Annotated in this window: 13 protein-coding genes and 1 pseudogene; 1 reads left to right on the top strand and 13 read right to left on the bottom strand. The window is 35.2% G+C overall.

Annotation, left to right across the window (positions count from 1 at the left end; translation table 11 throughout):
* Positions 1–559: 559 nt before the first annotated feature.
* The 6 genes from AC625_RS09520 to AC625_RS09495 all read right to left on the bottom strand — a co-directional run bounded on the left by AC625_RS09520 (position 560) and on the right by AC625_RS09495 (position 8,371).
* Entirely contained in the window at positions 560–1,000 is a 441-nt protein-coding gene (locus tag AC625_RS09520; protein WP_245644971.1) for a flavoprotein, read from the bottom strand.
* 224 nt (positions 1,001–1,224) lie between these two features.
* Positions 1,225–2,553 (bottom strand): group II intron reverse transcriptase/maturase, encoded by a 1,329-nt coding sequence (gene ltrA, locus AC625_RS09515; protein ID WP_049681089.1) that lies wholly within the window; start codon positions 2,551–2,553, stop codon positions 1,225–1,227.
* A gap of 920 nt (positions 2,554–3,473) precedes the next feature.
* Entirely contained in the window at positions 3,474–4,157 is a 684-nt protein-coding gene (locus AC625_RS09510; protein WP_049681088.1) for a GGDEF domain-containing protein, read from the bottom strand.
* The gene (locus AC625_RS09505; protein ID WP_049681087.1) at positions 4,154–6,250 is read right to left on the bottom strand and encodes a bifunctional diguanylate cyclase/phosphodiesterase; all 2,097 of its coding nucleotides are present in this window, start codon (positions 6,248–6,250) and stop codon (positions 4,154–4,156) included. The genes AC625_RS09510 and AC625_RS09505 overlap by 4 nt, the downstream gene beginning before the upstream one ends.
* Positions 6,251–6,557: 307 nt before the next feature.
* Entirely contained in the window at positions 6,558–8,012 is a 1,455-nt protein-coding gene (locus tag AC625_RS09500; RefSeq protein WP_180320087.1) for a M56 family metallopeptidase, read from the bottom strand.
* Positions 8,009–8,371 carry a BlaI/MecI/CopY family transcriptional regulator gene (locus tag AC625_RS09495; protein ID WP_049681085.1) on the bottom strand — a complete coding sequence of 121 codons (363 nt, stop codon included), beginning with the start codon at positions 8,369–8,371 and terminating at the stop codon, positions 8,009–8,011. The genes AC625_RS09500 and AC625_RS09495 overlap by 4 nt, the downstream gene beginning before the upstream one ends.
* A 1,164-nt stretch (positions 8,372–9,535) precedes the next feature.
* Between AC625_RS09495 and AC625_RS09485 the strand changes: the two are divergent.
* A pseudogene (locus AC625_RS09485) lies at positions 9,536–10,616 on the top strand (DNA topoisomerase); the annotation flags it as partial.
* Between the two features lie 88 nt (positions 10,617–10,704).
* Here AC625_RS09485 and AC625_RS09480 read toward each other — a convergent pair.
* From AC625_RS09480 to AC625_RS09450, 7 genes are all read right to left on the bottom strand, one after another.
* A complete protein-coding gene (locus tag AC625_RS09480) occupies positions 10,705–10,956 on the bottom strand; it encodes a phosphoheptose isomerase family protein (RefSeq protein ID WP_049681083.1) in 252 nt (83 codons plus the stop codon).
* A 16-nt stretch (positions 10,957–10,972) separates the two neighbouring features.
* Positions 10,973–12,025, bottom strand: coding sequence for a galactitol-1-phosphate 5-dehydrogenase (locus tag AC625_RS09475; protein ID WP_049681082.1), 1,053 nt, complete (start codon positions 12,023–12,025; stop codon positions 10,973–10,975).
* 20 nt (positions 12,026–12,045) lie between these two features.
* The gene (rpe, locus tag AC625_RS09470; RefSeq protein ID WP_049681081.1) at positions 12,046–12,687 is read right to left on the bottom strand and encodes a ribulose-phosphate 3-epimerase; all 642 of its coding nucleotides are present in this window, start codon (positions 12,685–12,687) and stop codon (positions 12,046–12,048) included.
* A 23-nt stretch (positions 12,688–12,710) separates the two neighbouring features.
* A complete protein-coding gene (locus tag AC625_RS09465; RefSeq protein WP_049681080.1) occupies positions 12,711–13,964 on the bottom strand; it encodes a PTS transporter subunit IIC in 1,254 nt (417 codons plus the stop codon).
* A 23-nt stretch (positions 13,965–13,987) separates the two neighbouring features.
* The gene (locus AC625_RS09460) at positions 13,988–14,284 is read right to left on the bottom strand and encodes a PTS sugar transporter subunit IIB (protein ID WP_049681079.1); all 297 of its coding nucleotides are present in this window, start codon (positions 14,282–14,284) and stop codon (positions 13,988–13,990) included.
* 110 nt (positions 14,285–14,394) lie between these two features.
* Positions 14,395–14,832 carry a PTS sugar transporter subunit IIA gene (locus tag AC625_RS09455; protein WP_049681078.1) on the bottom strand — a complete coding sequence of 146 codons (438 nt, stop codon included), beginning with the start codon at positions 14,830–14,832 and terminating at the stop codon, positions 14,395–14,397.
* 67 nt (positions 14,833–14,899) lie between these two features.
* Positions 14,900–17,011 (bottom strand): BglG family transcription antiterminator, encoded by a 2,112-nt coding sequence (locus tag AC625_RS09450; RefSeq protein ID WP_049681077.1) that lies wholly within the window; start codon positions 17,009–17,011, stop codon positions 14,900–14,902.
* Between the last annotated feature and the right edge of the window lie 221 nt (positions 17,012–17,232).

Raw genomic sequence — 17,232 nt, 5'->3', positions numbered from 1 at the left:
CCCTAGTAAGGGTGATAACTTGGTAGCAGCCTTTCCTCCATCGGCATTACCCAACTTCATTGGTACTACGCTGCTATCCGACTCCCTACAACGGCATTTGGCTTCCTTGCTTATTATCGCTTGTACACCATACTCTTCTATAAGAAGAAAAGACCGGTAGGGTCTCCCGAGTTGCCGTATCATATCAATGTGTGACGTGCCAAGGTCTCTGACTCCAGAGAGGTTCTATCCTTCTTGCCTTTAACGATGGATAAAATGTAGCTTTCTGCTGTGCTTAAGGCATCAGCCCTCTCGATTTACTAACATTATGGAGCTCAATCCCTTCAACCATTTGGCTTTCGGCCCGCCACCTAACTGTCTACGCTTAAAGGCTAATGTTACCATTAGCCCTCCAAGACTCGCTACGAGTGAATGGCTAGTTCTTTCTCGACGGGAATCCCACCCGCTATATGATACGACCTAGGCTCGGCCGCACAAGCACTCCGTTAGTGGAAAAGGTGTACCCATCGCAGGACGCCTCATGATTAGTCGTAAGCTATTATATATTTACTTAAAGTGGCTAATCTTTCTGTAATAATGTGCCATTTTGTTTATTGAATATTTTATAATGTATTCCAAATTCAGAACCTTCATAATAGGTAACTTCGCAATATGCCGTTTTTAATGAACCTTTATCCCAATTATCAGGAGGAACACTAAAAAATATACTTTCTGAAAACAGAATATCTAAATAAGAATCTTTTGTGGTGTCCCAATATTCAACTGAACACGCACCCTTTACTGTGTCGTGATCTCCCTTTATAATCTTAGGCATTACCGTTAGGGCATCCCAAAACACGGTGAGAGATAAAAGGGCAATTAATATGAGTCCAAGCTGGATTCCATAGTATTTAATAAGCGATAAAGGTTTCTTTTTTTGAGTCTTTCTCATATACAAAATACCTGCTATACATAAAATAAAGCCTAAACTCGTTAATGAAAATGCACCTAGTAGTTCCATAATTTTACCTTCACCTGCTCTGTCTATCGTGTTAATTCATTATACATCAATTTTAGTAGTGCTTTAACTTCCTGCAATAGTTGAATAACACCCTGTTTACTATCAGTTGTTATTCAACTAGTCGAGTAGAAGGGAACCTTTCTACCTTTCGGTAGATTGTGTTCCTCCCCCCTCACAGAACCGTGCTTGCGCTATTCACGCACACGGCTCCTCCTAGTTATCATTCACAAAATGTAGCTAATCTCTTTTCTTAAGTCATATATATTGACCTTAACTCTTGGTGAAGGTAGTGGATATTTATCAAGAAATAGTCTGAATTTATCCCATGTAAAGGATTTCCTTTGACTTCTTCTGTTGAGCCATTTATACAGTATGTATCCGATTTTGTCTTTGAATTTGTTTACACTTTGGGTGTTATCTGTGATGCAGTAATAGTTGTAATAACCTATTAGTGAGCGTTTAAATCTATCCATAATCATATGAATATCTTTATTTCTATTATTCTTCAACCATTCTTTTGATTCCTTAAGTTTGCCTTGGACTTTCTTCCTGCTTGATTTCCTTTTCACTCGAAAATTTCCCTGTTTACTCTTCCCACAATAGTGTGTAAAACCTAGGAAATCAAAGGTTGCTGGTTTTCTATTTCCCTTTTGTTTCGCATCTTTCTCCGCAAACCTCCCGAAGGGAATAATTTTAGTTTTATCCTCAGCTATCTCTAGTTTAAACTTCTTTAATCTAAGTTTTAATGATTGGAAGAATTCCTGAGCTTCGCTCTTATATTGAAAACAACAGACAAAATCATCTGCATATCTCACTATGTATGCTTGTCCTTTGCACTGTTTTCTTACCCTTTTCTCAAACCAAAGGTCGAGGACATAATGAAGATACACATTGGCTAATACCGGAGATATCACTCCACCTTGCGGTGTACCATTATCTGTTCTATGTTTCTTACCTTCCTCCATATATCCACCTTTAAGAAACCTACCAATCATTCTTAGTAAGTTAGGGTCAGAGATTCGCAGTTTTAAGAACTCCATTATCCATATGTGGTCAACGTTGTCGAAGAATCCTTTAATATCTACATCTACTACATAATTTACTGACCTCTTTTCAATATAGTGGTTCAGTATTTTCAAAGCATCATGGCAACTCCTATTTGAACGGAATCCAAATGAACAATCTAGAAAGTCATTTTCATAAATGGTATTAAGTATCTTTGTAATGCCTTTTTGAACAATTTTATCTTCATGTTCAGGTATTCCCAATGGTCTTTTCTTGTTTGAATTGAGCTTTGGAATGTACATTCTCCTTACTGGAACAGGACGGTAACTTTTGCTTTTAAGCCTACTTATTAAATCCTCTATGTTTTCTTCTAAACTTTCACCGTATTGCTCTTTAGTTGTACCGTTGATCCCAGTTGCCCTCTTATTGGGAAGTTCATGATGACATTGAACTAATGCTTCCTTATTTAAAAGATGTGCAAGAGATGTAAATTTCATTTTAGGATCAGATTTTGCTAATTCTGCTATCCTTAGTAGTTTTGTTTCCATTTATTATACCTACCTCTGTGTGTAGTAAATGTGTCCCTAATAAGGGTGATAACTGGTAGCTAGCCTTTCCTCCATCGGCATTACCCAACTTCATTGGTACTACGCTGCTATCCGACTCCCTACATCGGCATTTGGTTTCCTTGCTTATTATCGCTTGTACACCATACTCTTCTAAAAGGAAGAAAAGACCGGTAGGGTCTCCCGAGTTGCCGTATCATATCAATGTGTAACGTGCCAAGGTCTCTGACTCCAGAGAGGTTTTATCCTTCTTGCCTTTTAACGAAGGATAAAATGTAGCTTTCTGCTGCAGGTAAGGCATCAGCCCTCTCGATTCACTAACATTATGGAGCTCAATCCCTTCAACCTTTTGGCTTTCGGCCCGCCACCTAACTGTCTACGCTTAAGGACTAAAGTTACCTTTAGCCCTCCAAGACTCGCTACGAGCGAATGGCTAATTCTTACTCGACGGGAATCCCACCCGTTATATGATACGACCTAGGCTCGGCCGCACACCTGCCCCGTTAGCTTAATAAGCTAGATTAAAAAACTCCTCTTATTTTATTAAGAGGAGTTTACATAATCACCCTTATAGGAAATGAAAAAGGATCTTCCAGTAAGACTTGATGACAGGGTTCTTGTCGTAGACCGCAAAGTAACTATGAAGAAAAATAAAACAACATTATGGTAAAGGTCTTTGGTAAGTCTTTTGGTGATACTTTTTGGTAAAGTTCAAAGCTATCTATACCAATGACCATATATTTTAATAGTACCATTACAAAAACTTGTGGTTTTTGGTAACATACATTGAAATTTTCCCTTAAATCTCTCCAAAACAACTCATTACTTTGCGGTTTATGGTAGCTACCCTGTCACTAAGCCTTATAGAAAGAATCAAATACTCTTCTAACTAACAATTACCTCTATAAAAGTTTTTGCATTTTATGTTTTATTTTATATTCATACATACTATTATCCGCCTTAGCCACTAATTCTTTTAAACTAGTAGCATCTGTAGGATATGTCGCTTTACCTACTGAAACAGATAAAGTGCCTATGCTTTTATGCTTCCAATCCTCGTTTTTGATCTTACTATTAAAATCATTTATTTCGTCGATTATTACATTCACATCAGAAACGAATACAAGAACAAGAAATTCATCTCCACCCCATCTGGCAATAATAGACCTTTGTCCAAAAGAATCGCACAAGATTTTTGAAATATTTACCAAAACAACATCTCCGGCGTCATGTCCATAATGATCATTTATTTCTTTAAAATCATTTACATCCACCAGTAAAGTACAGATATTTAATTTTCTTCTATTCGCATATCTGGATAATTTAGGGAAATTATCCGTTACATAACGCCTGTTATATAAGCCTGTTAGAGAGTCCCTCGTTGATAAATAGACATATTTATCATATTGTTTACCAAGGTACCACGCTATAACTAATACGATTATTGCTGGTATGGGAACAGGATGAGGAACTTGACCAAAGTGTTTTTTCACCATCTCTCTAATGAACAAAAGTATGGCAGAAATAAATAGTATACTTATAATTCTGCCTCTATAACCCATTTTTTTACCAAATATTAGTTTCACCTTTGTTCCCCTACTTTTTCAAATTTAGGCAGAATCTTATTTATTTCACTACTTGGTAAAGGACGGCTAAAATAGTAGCCCTGTCCCTCGGAACAATTTAGTTTCGAAAGAAAGTATAATTGCTCCTGATTTTCAATGCCTTCAGCAATAACACTGACACTTAAATGGGAAGCCATATCGATGATCGCTTTAACCATAACCCCATTATCAGTTTGTATATCATTAATAAAGGAACGGTCAATTTTTAGGCTATCGATAGGAAAGTGCCTTAAGTAAGCTAAAGAGGAATAACCAGTTCCAAAATCATCTATAGAGAGTCTTACCCCAAGAGACTTTAATTCCTTTAGAATTGGAATAGTAAAAGTAGGGTCTTGCATTAAGCTTTCAGTAATCTCCAATTCTAAATAACACGGTTGTAATTGTGTCTCATTTAAAATTCGTTTGACCATTTCAATCAAATCCTCCCTAAACAAGTAAGGAGATATATTAACCCCTATTCTTATTGGAAGTGTTCCATTTTCCTGCCATTTTTTATTTTGTTTACACGCTGTTTCAAGAACCCATTTAGTTATGGGAGTAATTAAACCAGTTTCTTCTGCCAACGGGATAAATTCAGACGGAGATATGTTTCCTGTAACTGGATGCTTCCAACGAATTAAAGCCTCTACTCCAATAATCTTATTGGAAGATAAATCTATCTGTGGCTGATAGTGAAGGATAAAATCCTTTTCTTCTACGGCTTGTCTTAATGCTCGTTCCAAATTCATTGTTTTGTTCATATCTTCATACATTTTTGATGAATAAAATTGAATAGAATTCATGCCTTTTTTTTTCGCAACATACATGGCACTATCTGCCTTTTTTACAAGGGTTTCAATATCTACCCCATCACTTGGAAAAAGGCTGATTCCAACACTTGCACTAAGATATAAACTTTCGTCATTAATATGAAAAGAAGGTGAAAGTAAATGATTAATTTCATTTGCCAGTTCGTTAACATCGTTAATTGTACAATTCTTTAATGCAATAATAAATTCATCACCTCCGAATCGATATAACTCGGCTTTTTCATGTAGGTAAGTAAATATTCTATTTGATACTTCTCTAAGAACCTGATCGCCTACGCTATGACCCAACGTATCATTAATAAATTTAAACCGGTTTAAATCTAAAAAAAGTAGTGCCATTTGATTATTTTTATTTTCATTTATCCATTGGTTCAAATTATCCTTCAAATAACGTCGGTTACGAAGCCCAGTTAATTCATCATGATAAGAGTTATACAGAATCTGCTCTTCCATTTTCATCTGTTCTGTAATATCCTGCCGAATTGAAATGTATTGATAAGGTATGCCTTTGTTATCTACAAAGGGTATAATCGTTGTTTTTACCCAATAATTAGAACCATCTTTAGCTTTGTTTTTAATATTACCCATCCAAACCCTTCCATCTTGAATGGTCTTCCACATACTTTTCATAAATGATTTAGGATGGTATCCTGAATTAACAATTCGATGGTTGTTTCCAATTAATTCGTTTTTACTATACTTTGAGATTTCACAAAATTTATTATTAACATAAGTGATGATTCCCCTATGATCTGTTATTGCCACAATCGATGATTCATCTAACGCAAACTTAAAATCTTCTAACTCTTTTATTTTTATTTCAAGATCTGTTTCATTCTGTTTTTCATTTGTAATATCTCGCCCTAAAATCAATAATTCATTTCGACTACCATCTACATTAAAAAAAGGGACTTTTATAATATCAAAGATCCTCATTTCATCCTCTATATTATAAACAGTCTCTTCAAATTTGGTAATCTTACCGTTTAACCAAGTCTCTTCATCAGATATCCTACAATTTTCAAAAAAAACTTGAAAATTAGGATATAGCCTGGCTAAGTCATTATCTTTTTTCCCTAAAAAATATAAATAATCTAACTGTAACAAGTTTTTATTGCTAGAAATTGAATTCATTCGAATCCATTTACCTTCACCATCTTTTAAACAAACAAAATCAACTATTTCCTCCATTATTTCCATAAGTAAAAACTTTTCTATATTTAGTTCTTGAACTAAATTCACCATTCTCCATTCATTCCCTTTTATACAAGAAGATATATGTATTAAATTTATTATAGAAAAAGTAAAATAAACTACTATTAATTTTTGATCCAAATCACAAACATTTTTATAAGTATATTATACTACCCCAAGATAGTTTAACAGGATTTTTTTCATGTTAAACCGTTCAAAATTATTGGTGGGGATAACGTTGTTTAGCAAAATTAAATCAGATTCAAGTATTCTCCAACCTTCCTTATCGCTATATCTGTAGGAGTTAGGTAAACTTTCACAATCTCAGCAGAGGAGAACCTATTGATACACAATTAATTTATATATAAGTTTCACTGAAGTGCATATTGTTTAAACGATCAATCAGTTTTCGCAGGCTTGTTTCATCTTTAGCATAATGCCTGACATCCTCGCCAAATAGTTTGTCTGCCTGTTCTCTTGTGAACGTAAAGGTATTAACCATATCATTATTTTGCCCCGAGTTGTCAACAAACGAATAGGTTATAATATCGACGTTATCAATGAGGCTTAATAGTAGAATGGAATTACGAAGGAAAACTTCGTTATTTATTTCCTTTTCCTCCATCCCATGAATAGAGTCATTCATTATATAATTGATCGTTACTCCATAAGGCTGAGCTGTTGTTTGAAGTGCCATCCCATTCCATTCAACACCTGTTGGTTTGGCCATTCCACCAATGAGTCCACCTACCTTACTTGCGCCACCAACATAAAGTGTTTTGTTCTCCATTAGCTTATCTATGTTATATCCTGAATATAATGGCTGCGAGGATTCCTGTGGCGATTGCTGCAAAGGCATCGGATTGGACGTACATCCTACAACTAAGGCTACAATAACGAGTATATAGATTGCAATCATCCTCTTAGAAGGTTGACGGTAAGTAAGAATATTTTTAATTCGTGCCTTCACATTGCTCTCTCCAAAAGCAAGTGGACTACCAGTTAGTAACCCTTTTTTGCTAACGGAAAGCGTAAGCAATGAGGTTGAATAGCTTCCTTTAATCTGATGCCCCATTTTGTTAACAACACTTTCATCGCAGGACATCTCCATATCTTTACTCATAAGTGCGTAAGATAACCACATTAGCGGATTAAACCAATGAATGATAAGGAGCATAAATGCAAAAGGTTTTATCAGATAATCACGTCTTATAATATGAATTTTCTCATGTAGTAAAATGTAAGACAGCTCATGATCACTCATGCCAATTGGGATGTATATTTTCGGATTCAGAAAACCGCAAACAAAGGGTGTGTCAATCTGGTCAGTCTCATAGATATTATCCTTGACAAATGTTGCCGTTCGGACCTTAATTAATATTTTCAAGTAAGACAGAATGCTAAAAAGTAAAAAAATGATTACACCTGTTATCCAAATTATACTTCCGATCCACACGATGATTTGCATGGGGTTTGCGCTCGCCATCGGGGTAGCCACTGGAAGGGATGAATTTATAAAATGGCTTATCTCTTTAATTCCGATATCCACAACTGGATTTTTCTGCATCCCAATTTCTTGGGGTACAAATTCCATGAAACCTGTGCCAGTTTTCTTCTGGAACTTTACAAAACCTAACATACTAAAGCTTGAGGTAAAACTAACAGGGGTGATCAGTCGGATGGCTACGGCTGCCCAGAGAATATAGGAGAATATTTTAGGAGCGCGTCTCAAAAGAAATCTCACCATGATAACCGCAAGTGCAACAAAGCTTGCAGTAATGCTCATATTAAGGATTACAAGAAACAGGTTCATGATTTAGTTGCCTCCTCAATAATCCGTTTCAACTCTTCGGCTTCCTCATTAGAAATCCCCTTTCCACCTAGAAAAGCAGTTAAAAACTGTGGTAAGGACCCATTGAAGGATTTTTCAACAACCATCTGACTTTCGTATTTCTGCGCGTCCTCTTTTTTAACAATGGATGTGACCGTTGCTTCCTCGTTTCTAAGGATTCCCCGTTTACATAACTTTCTTAAAACAGTGTAAGTTGTGGACTTTTTCCAGCCAAGCTCTGCTAGGCTTAGCTTTACAAGATCAGTAGAATTAATAGGTTCGTTATCCCAAATCAGGCATGTAAATTTGTATTCGGCATCGAACAATTTATACGGCTCCATTCTGATCGCCCTCCCTATCTGGTTTATTGTGATAGACCTCTTATTGGTTAGTTTATTGTAATAAACCCATCTTGTCAATAATCGGGTTATTGTTTTTGAATACTGTTACAGGGAAATTCAACAACGTATGCATCGGCTACTTCTTGCAAACGATTTTTCCTGTTTTGTAAGGTGACTCCATTTTAAGATAGTTCAGCGCCTTATAAGGGGAAATTATGTATTAGGGTAGCTGAAGCTTTTAAATTTACTACTTTTTATAAAGCAGAATTTTTATACAAACCCTGTAACGAAACTCGTCCTTTTCTGAACACACCTAGATTTGAATTAAAAAGGTTGTTTTTTCTTGCTATATACGTTACAAAACCTTGTTCATTATTCTACGTCCAATAACCTAATAAAACCTATCTTATGTTGCGCTATCTGGAAAAAGTCTAAAGTAAAACGTAAAGAACTTGTTAATCAGCTCACAGCTTGGATAAGTGCTTTTATTGTTTAGAATAGGCGTATTTTGAAGTGTAAAGTAGCTCTGAAAACAGGTGCAATTTACCGATTAAAGTGACAGCTTGAAATACAAAGTATGTTTCTCTAATAATATGAGCTGTAATTACAACATAGTCTAAACTTTTGTGTCATTTATCGAGAGTGTCTAAAGCTTTGTGTCAATAATTATTGACACAAAACTCTAGACCATTAAGAGATAAACCTTGTTATAATCATGTTTTTATAGTCTCAACAATTGTGTCACTCGTCAAAATTTGACGAGTGACATAAAAGTTTAGACTACTCTGTATTAAAGAGAAAAAGTGACACAAAAATTTATACAATATAAAAACCCTTTTCAAATCAAGATTATTAGGAAATTAAAAAGGCTACTCAGCCAAAATTGGTGAAGGTTAACCCATCATATGTAGCCCTCATGTCTGCCCGTTCATGATTGGATTATCTATCCCTTCAGATTTCAAATTCATATCTATTGAAAAAAAAGATACATATTTAAATAGAAAATACTCTGGAGAGTATCTAATCCCCAGTTGGATGTTTTCTAAAAATTTTTGAACGCTACCTTCTTTGCGCCCAATTTTCTTTAAATAGGCTTCCCACTTAGCTGTCATTTCGGCACTTGTCAAAAGAGGTTCGTTTTCAATTGCTTCACATAAAATCTTACCTTTATATGTTAATTATTCTTCTTTCTCGGATAAAGAGCGTAAAATTTATGACCTTGTGGTAAAACGTTTCTTAGCCGTTCTGTTCCCAACTTATGAGTACGAACAATTAACATTACAAGCGACTATTGGTAACGAGAAATTTATTGCTAAAGGTAAAACAGTCATTAACGCTGGCTGGAAAGAAGTGTACGAAAATCATTTTGATGATGAAGAGTCTTCAGATGATGTAAAAGAGCAATTACTGCCACATATTAAAAAAGGTGATGTATTAAGAACAAAATTAATTGCACAAACATCTGGTCAAACAAAACCATCTGCTCGCTTTACAGAGGCCACATTATTATCTGCCATGGAAGACCCTACAAAGAAAGTACATGCAAACAAGCAATAAAGAGCTTGTAGATACATTAAAAGCGACAGGAGGACTAGGTACTGTTGCCACACGTGCAGATATCATTGATAAACTGTTTAATTCATTTCTTATTGAAAAACGTGGTGGTAAGGAAATTTACATTACGTCAAAAGGTCGTCAACTGTTAGATTTAGTTCCAGAAGAATTGCGTTCGCCAGCTACAACAGCAAAATGGGAACAAAAGCTGGAACTAATTGCAAAAGGTAAGTTAAAGAAAGATGTATTCATCAATGAAATGAAAAAGCACACAAAAGAAATCGTGGCGGAAATTAAAGTAAGTGATAAAAAATACAAACACGAAAACATCTCTACAAAGTCGTGTCCAGATTGTGGTAAGCTGATGCTTGAGGTGAACGGTAAAAAAGGCAAAATGCTTGCATGCCAAGATCGTGAATGTGGTCACCGTAAAAATGTATCACGTGTAACAAATGCACGCTGTCCACAATGTAAAAAAAAACTTGAACTTCGTGGTGAAGGTGAAGGTCAAATCTTTGTATGTAAATGTGGTTATCGTGAAAAGTTATCAACATTCCAAGAACGTCGTAAGAAAGAATCACGTGGTAAAGTAGATAAAAGTACTGTTCAGAAGTATTTAAAGCAGCAGAATAAAGAAGATCCAGTAAATAATGCGCTGTCGGAAGCGTTAAAAGGATTTAAGTTCGACTAACGATAAAAGCTGAGCATGTAAGAAATTCCCCATGACTCAGCCTTTTCAACTAAATTGATTGTTCCATTGCCGTAACTCCCCTATTATTTTATACAATTCCCCCCATTTGCTGATGAATAATAAAGTTGTTTAATTTTTGATGTAAGATGCTTCTATAGTGCATGAGTCGGTTAGCAAAAGCACGAATAGCTAAACCTGATCTTCCTGAACCAGCAACAAAAATCCTTTTTGCACTATATAAGTTTTTTAGAATCTCTTCACTTTCACCAACATCCATTAAAGGAATACTATTTTCTAGTTCCTTCATAACAGCTTCCAATTGTTTCGTTAATTTGTCCATAATTTTAATTTCACCTTTATTTCTCAGGATACATAATAACTTTTCCGATTAATTCTTTTCTCTCCATTAATCTCTCAAACATCTTTGGCCCTTTATCCAGTGGTATCCGATGGGTAATCATTTTTTCAGTATTTAATCTTTTATTGTTCATGAAGTGAATTGTCGTCGACCATTCTTTTCCCGGGAATGGTGCAGACACACAACTCCATGATCCCCAAACGGTTAGCTCACTTCTCAAGATTTTTTCAAAATAAAATCTTTCTATCGCAACGTCCGCATATGGGATACCTAAAAAGACAACTCCGCCGCCCTTTTTAGCATAACCAAACACAGTGGATGCCGTAATTGGAGTTCCGGCTGCTTCGACCACAATATCTGCATTCATTCCATCTGTATACTCAGCTACCTTCACCAAAACATCTTCGTTTAATGAATTAATTGTATAATCTGCACCCAATTCTTGTGCAATTTGAAGTTTTTCATCATCAATGTCAACAGCAATAACCCGTTTAGCGCCAAAAATTTTCGCCCATTGAACCGCAAATAATCCGATTGTTCCCCCTGCACCAACAATAACCACATCATCGCCCACAGTTAAGTTCGTCCGGTAATAACCATGCAAAACTACTGTGGAAGGTTCTACCATCGAAGCAGAATCAAAGTCTAAATCATCAGGTACTTTGACGAAATTTTTCTCTGGAAGTTTAATATATTCGGCAAAGCCTCCTGGTTCCTTGGCACCGATTGCACTTAACGAATCTGCTCTAGCTGGTTGACCAGCACGATAGTAATAATCATCTTCATCGATTAATGCCGGGCATCCTGCGACACGGTCCCCGACTTTTAGGCTTGTAACTTCCTCACCGACTTGTTCTACATTACCAGCAAATTCATGTCCCCATACCTGACCAGGTGTATGTGCGCCCATTTTTTTATAACGAGACATATCAGATCCGCAAATACCGCAAGCTTTAACTTTTACGATTACATCTTTCCCATCCACTAATCGTGGCTTTTCAGCTTCTTCATAACGTAAATCTCTTGCTCCATATAACTTTAATGAATTCATTTTAGTCAACCTTTCCATTCCTATTGTTCTAGCATTTTCAAGTCTTTTAGATGTGCCTTGTTATCTGCAAATAAATAAGACCCAATCACAATCATTGAAGCCCCAGCTTCTATACATTTGCTAGCTATATGTTCGTCAATGCCACCATCGACCTCAATTTGAATAGTTCGGTTACCAATCATTTCCTTAACCTCTTTTATTCTATCAATCGTTTCTTCAATAAAAGCTTGGTTTGGTCTACCCGGATTGATAGACATAATTAAAATATAATCAATAGTATTTAGGAGAGGTTTTAGTAAAGATGTGTCAGTTCCCGGATTAATTACGACTCCTGCTTTCCTTCCATGCTGCTTAATCTGATCAATAACATAGCGAACATGAGGAGTAGCCTCATAGTGGACAGAAATCATTTCCACCCCAGTCTCCAAGACACTCGCTATTTTGTGCTCCGGAGCTGATACCATCATATGAACATCTAATTTCATCTTCACTTGCTTTTTGATATTTTTAATTTGTTCTGGACCAAATGCGATGTGAGGAACGAAATTTCCGTCCATCATATCAACATGAAGTACTTGAAACCCTTCTTCATATAAAACATCGCATTCTTCTTTTAAGTTCATTAAATCTGCTGCAAATAATGATGGTAAAATTTGTTTCATTATTTTGCCTCTTCTCTATTTTTTTACTTTGCTAAAGTACTTACCCAATAGATTAATAAGTTCCAAGGCTCAGATAAAGTAACATCTGTCCCTAATCCGTCTAACTGAACACCTGCGCTGGTAAGCATTTGTGTCGCACCTGGCGCAATATATCCTGCAAGATAAAATGTGATAATACAAAAAACAACTGTGGATACAATAGAGCGAAATAAGTTTCCTTTACTTGTTAATGTACACATTACAGAAATATAGGTAATAGACATTAAAAGTCCTATTGGAAAGAATTCAACTCCAGGTAAAATAAGCGCAAACAGCATAACAAGAGGAATTGAAATGACTGTAGTAGTAATGGTAGTCGGATCGCCTAATCCAAGAGAAATATCCATACCAACATTTAATTTGGAGTTATCTCCCATTCGTTTAATCATAAAGTCTTTAGCTGATTTTCCAATTGGAGATAACCCTTCCATCATTACTGCAACCACTTTTGGCATTAATACCATTACCCCAGCGATCCCCATTGCCATTGGAACTATTTCAGTAACAGGTCTTTTAGTAATTAATCCTAAAATTACCCCAACAATAAAGCCAATAATGACTGGGTCCCCTAGAACACCGATTTTTTTATTAATTTTATTCAAAGAAATATTCCATTTTTTTACACCCGGAATGAAATCAATAATTTTATTTACTAGCCAGGGAATCGGATACCCCCATGCTGAATAAATAATAGTTGTGCATGTTGTACCTTCTAACCCAAAGTATTCCTGCCATTTTGAAGCAATCAAATCTCCAATAAATAAAGCGATAACAGACATCGCCAACGTTATAATCAACCCTAACCAGAAGCTATCAAATAGAAAGTAGACTAATGCCCCTGGGATAAGAAAATGCATGTAATTCCAAATATCAACATTTAAAGTTTTTGTCCATCTCAGTCGAACTAACGCTAAATTAATAATAAGACCTAGGGGAATTGCTAAGGCTGCAAAAGGAGCTACCCAAGAAGCTGCCCCTACAGCTGGCCAGCCAATATCTGCAATTGTAAATCCAGAACCGATTTTTACATAATAATCTACTGCTGGTTTTAACGAGGAATTTAGCAAGTTAACGACTAGCGTCAAGCCTAAGAATCCTACCCCAACTAAAAGCCCTGATTTGATAGCGTATCCAATTTTCATCCGGAAAACTAAACCCAATACGGTAATGATTATTGGTAAAATGGCTGTTGCTCCCATATCAGTGATCGCTCTCATCATGTTAAACATAGTATCCATACGGGTTCATTTCTCCTTATTTATTATTTTAAGTTCAAGAATATTTCAGCCAATTGACTCTTCAATTTTTCTTCATTAATTCCTGTTACAAATCCCATGATGTTCAAACATGGCTTTTCATCCGTTTTATAGTTATTAGTTGTCAAAATAACATCAGTACTATCAACCATATTAGGTAATTCCGTCATGCTAGTTTTAACAAGATTGTAATTTTGAATTCCTAACTCTGTTAAAAGTTCTTTCACTGCATCTGCTGCAATAGTAGAAGTCGCTACACCACTTCCACAAGCTACTACGATTTGAATTTTTGAATTTGACATGTTAATTCCTCCAATGATATTAAAATAATTTGAATTTCAAAGAATTTTGCGCACAAATATCCACTATCTCAATGAAATTTATAGTATTTTTGGCAAAATAAAGTACCTACTCATAAAACTGACATTATTGAAGTCCCTTTTCTCAAGTCTTCTATTACCTTTGGATCTTGAATAAGCCCCATAAGTTGTTTTAAACATTGCAAATGGGTGTCTGATTTACCAAATCCTATAATAAATAAGATATCTATCGCCAATGATTCCTCAGGGTTATCCATCCGATTCATAAAAATGGGATTCTTTAAAGTTACCATGGAAATAAAATCTTGCTTCACATATTGGGAACCTCCATGTGGAATAGCTACAGCATATCCATCTAACTGCAGACCTGTTGGAAATTCCTTTTCACGTATTAATAGTGCTTCTTCAAAATCTTTTTCCGCATAATTTTCGTTTATAAGCGTTTTCATAACATGGGACAAAACATCTTCAAAATCCTTATACTCTTTATCCAAAAAAACAAGATTATCATGAACAAATTGCTTTAACACGTTTTCATCTCCCTTTCCCCATTTACACTTTTATTTATATATTAAAAATCACTTCCATTTGATGAAACTAATTGGCCGAATATGTTTGAATCAGTTTTATGATTTGTTCCTTATCTTTGGCACACATCATTTCTTTTCGGCTCGCCTTTAATAATTTTGTTAATTGCCTCAGTGCCTTCAAATGTTGTTCATTATCCCATGATGCCAATACAACAAGAACTCGAACTGCTTCTCCTTGTAAATCAACTGGTTTTTCAAGATGTAACATGCTCATTCCGCTCTTTTTAACTCCATCTGCCGGAGCAGCATGCGGAAGCGCAAACTGTTCAGCTATAACAATATAAGGACCAAGCTTTAAAACATTTGCAATCATTGTATTTACATATTTTTCGTTTATATATCCTTGATGCAATAATGGCAAAGCAGCTTGTTGAATCGCATCCATCCAATCAGATACTTGCTCGGTCATTATAATTCTTTCAGGTTGCAATAATTCACCTAAAGATGGTTTTCTTTTTTCAATATCTATAGCAATTGGAGATTGTAAATATCTTCTAAGCTCCTGTTTTAATGCTTCTTCTTCCTCTACAATTGCATAGCGCTTTACAATATCTATTACCGTATCCACCGAATATAATTGATCAATATGTGTTTCATTATTTAAACTATTGATTTTCCTCAATAACTTTTCTTTATCCTTATTGTCCAATATTGGTTTAACAACGAAAACCGGGATACCCCTATCAGAAAGAGGAATCGTTGAGACAATAAAATCTACAGAAAAAGCCTGTTTTTCATAATCTCTAAGAGAAATTGCTCCTACTATATCAACTTCTGATAAAAGACCTTCTAACTGCGATTCCAATATGCGGGAAGTTCCTAGCCCACTCGTACATACTATCAACAACTTTTTACGAACTGAGCTTAAAATAATTCCTTCTCTTCGCAACCATCCTCCAAAATGCATTGCTATATAGGTAATTTCATTATCTGTTACTGGTTGATTAATCAAATTTTCAAAATGATGAATGACTTTTTTAGTTAGGCGATACACTTCCGGATAGTTCTGCTCAACAGACTCACGCAAAGCATTCTCTATCTCGATACCATACTTTACTCGATAATATGCAGGCTTTAAATGGACGAACAGATTCTTAATCATACGTTCTTTTTCAAAAAAATTTACAGCTGCATATAATTGAAAATCAGAAACCATTTTTTCAACTACTTGAAACAACAATTTCATTTCCTTGTTTTCTTCATATTGCGGATTTAAATCATAATTCACCTTGGCACTTAATAAATATTTGGCAATATAATAAACCTCAACATCTGGAATGTTAATATTTATTTCTCTTGATAAATGAGAACAGAAAATATTTGCACCTTCAAATGCTTCAGTAGATTTAATTACTTCTTTTTCAACAGAATCAATTTTGACATATTGCACTTGCTTAATCCTTTTAAAAAATAAGTAAAACCAAATCACTAAATTATTCAATATTTCATCAGTGAATTCTATATGAGATTTTCTTTCATACTCAATTAAAAGATGCTTTACTAAACGCATTTCATCATTATTGAATATTAAATAAGGTCTAAGCAATCGCTTCTCTTCTGATGTATTTGCTGAAGTTGAATCAGCAATAATTTCATACCATCCATTGTCAGGTGTTACAAATGTTAAATAGTGGGTCAACACTCGCCTTATGTCGCTTTCATCACCCTTTATCTTATAGCCCTGGCGATGCTCGGAAACCAATTGTAATCGAAAATCGTTTACTTCTTCTTTTAATTTCTTAATATCTTCAAGTATCGTATTCCTACTTACTTGGAATAGCTCCATAAATTCAGCCAAATAATAGAAATGTTCTTGAGCCACAATATAGATATAAACCCAGGCCTTTCTCTCACTAGGCGAATATTCATAATACGGATTATTGCTTATTGGTAATTGTGCTACCATTTTTTCTTTTACATTTTCATCAAGATATAATCCTTGTTCACGTACTTGTCTAATCCCGGGATGCCCACTCTCCTTCAGCCAATCATTAATTTTGGTTAAATCATTATAAATTGTTCGTTTTGAAACATTAAATGTTTGCGCAAGCTCCTGGACTGTAACATAAGAATCAGTCTGAACAAGCTGATTTAAAACTGCTAAACTCCTTCGATCCATTTTGTCAACCACCCCAAACATAATCTCATACCTAAATTCATAAGTATTATGTCCTACTTGAATTATAAGAAAATCGATTTGCAAAAAATAGACCAAATGGGTCACATAGCAATTTGCAAAATTGTACTGTACTTTATTTAGTAAACCTGGACAATCCACTAGAATCATTTCGCACAACTATCCTGCCCATGGGTCTCGCAACATTTCGGAAATTTTGTACG

Origin of the sequence: Peribacillus loiseleuriae, from assembly GCF_001183985.1 — a bacterium.
Taxonomy (GTDB): domain Bacteria; phylum Bacillota; class Bacilli; order Bacillales; family DSM-1321; genus Peribacillus; species Peribacillus loiseleuriae.
This window is presented reverse-complemented; position numbering and strand designations above follow the sequence as displayed.